This window comes from Halobacillus sp. BBL2006 (assembly GCF_000786645.1).
Taxonomy (GTDB): domain Bacteria; phylum Bacillota; class Bacilli; order Bacillales; family Halobacillaceae; genus Halobacillus.
Window position 1 is genome coordinate 1 of the sequence record NZ_JRNX01000722.1, and the last position, 1,891, is coordinate 1,891.

At 40.1% G+C, this 1,891-nt stretch carries 2 protein-coding genes; both read left to right on the forward strand.

What is annotated here, in order from left to right; translation table 11 throughout:
• Window positions 1-151: 151 nt before the first annotated feature.
• A complete protein-coding gene (locus LD39_RS18835) occupies window positions 152-562 on the forward strand; it encodes a hypothetical protein (protein WP_035551723.1) in 411 nt (136 codons plus the stop codon).
• Between the two features lie 35 nt (window positions 563-597).
• Entirely contained in the window at window positions 598-1,785 is a 1,188-nt protein-coding gene (locus LD39_RS18840; protein ID WP_035551722.1) for a sodium:proton antiporter, read from the forward strand.
• Window positions 1,786-1,891 lie beyond the last annotated feature (106 nt).

Below are 1,891 nucleotides of genomic sequence, written 5' to 3' on the forward strand. Positions count from 1 at the left end.
CTCTTGAATAAAGTAAAATATTTAAAAAAAGAACCGAACAGGTTAATAGAAGATAAACTCTATGAAAAAAGGTATCAAAAGGAGAGTAAATATGGTAGAGTATCCTAAATGGAAAGATTAGGTACGTAAAAAGGAGAAGATGAAAAGCCTCATGAAAGAGATTATTTTGATATTAGCCGAACTCGTCAATGTTTGGCATGATGTTTTAATTGATGTGACCAGCATGATGGGATGGAACCTCACAGATAAGGACCTCCACTTTTGGGTGATCGGAATTCTAGGAATCATAGGGTTATTTTTTATAGATATTCTGTTCCATTATTTAGCGAAATTGAGCATTACTGCGATTTCATTCCTTTTCTCGTTTACCTTAATGCTAGTCTTCGTGTTCGCTGTAGAAATCCAGCAAAAGATCACAGGCAGAGGGAATATGGAATTTGCAGATGCTGCCGTCAGTATCCTTGGATTTTTGGCCTTTTGTGCCGTCTATATCATGATTCGTGCAACTGTATATTGGGTGAAAAGAATACAACAAAACCGTACAGAAAACACATCAGCTTGAACTGATGTGTTTTCTTTATGAAAGGAAAGGATTCTATGACAATTCCCCAGGTGATCATCTTACTGTTCATTGGATATACCGTTTTTACTTTAGATAAGAAGCAAAAGAACATTCCCGTGCCGACGGTGCTATTCATCCTCGGAATTGGTCTGTCTTTCCTTCCTTTTTTTCAAAATCTAGAAGTAACAAAAGAAGTGCTTTACGATATTTTCCTCCCTGCTTTATTGTTTATTTCTGCTTATCGCTACTCACCACAAGCGCTGAAATCGCATGCAGGAATCATCGCTGCTTTAAGCACAGTCGGGTTAGTACTTACTGCTATTTTGCTAGGGTTCTTTGCTTATGTCGTTCTTGGTTCCGTGCTATCGATCACTTTCATCGGAGCTCTGCTGATTGCATCGATTCTTACGCCGACGGATCCGGTCTCTGTCGTTTCGATCTTAAAGTCTTCCTCCAATGATGAAAAAGTAGCGGACGTCGTCGATGGTGAATCGATGATTAACGACGGTACAAGCGTCGTATTGTTCACTGTCCTGCTCGGGGTCTTTACGAATCAGCAAGCTTTTTCCTTTTGGCCATTCCTGGGAGAGTTTTTATATGTTTCTATTGGAGGCTCCGTATTAGGGATCCTGTTTGGATGGATTGTCAGTAAAGCCGTCCATTTTACACACCATAAAGAAGTCCAGGTCATGCTGAGCATTGTGCTTGCCTATGGAAACTTCCATTTGGCTGAATATATCGGCGTATCGGGTGTTTTATCGACCGTGGCCGCAGGAATTATGCTTTCATGGGAGTTTAATCATACCAATAAAGAAGATCATTATCGCGAATCGCTGGCTGGCTTCTGGGACGTGGTAGAACCTTCACTTCTTTCGATCGTTTTTTTAATGATGGGGGTTGAGATGATGGATCATATAGCGTGGAATCTATGGGGGTGGATTGCTTTACTGTTTATTGCTTCTTTAGTTATTCGATTCTTCGTGATTTCAGGTATGGTTCAATTCTTCCCATTGTGGAGAAAAACGTTAGGGTGGAAATCTGCAATACTTGTAACATGGTCAGGGATCAGAGGAACGATGTCAGTTGTTTTGTTATTAAGCCTGGAAGCCGCGACTTCTGGAAAAGCGGATACGCTGCTCGCCTTATGCTTTGGAGTCGTTTTTTTATCCCTCATCATTCAGAGCATAGGGATTTATCCGTTATCGCAGCGATTAAAGGATTGATAAAGTCCTAGTAAGGGAGTTTGGTTTTGAAAAAAGATTTTTTCTGTATTTTATTATCAAAAAAGGCTGCCCTGAGATTCAGGACAGCCTTATTTTTATTCTTTTT

Excerpts from the sequence above, each read along its gene's own strand:
- LD39_RS18835 (WP_035551723.1), top strand. The coding sequence starts at position 152 with ATGAAAGAGATTATTTTGATATTAGCCGAACTCGTCAATGTTTGGCAT.
- LD39_RS18840 (WP_035551722.1), top strand. The coding sequence starts at position 598 with ATGACAATTCCCCAGGTGATCATCTTACTGTTCATTGGATATACCGTT.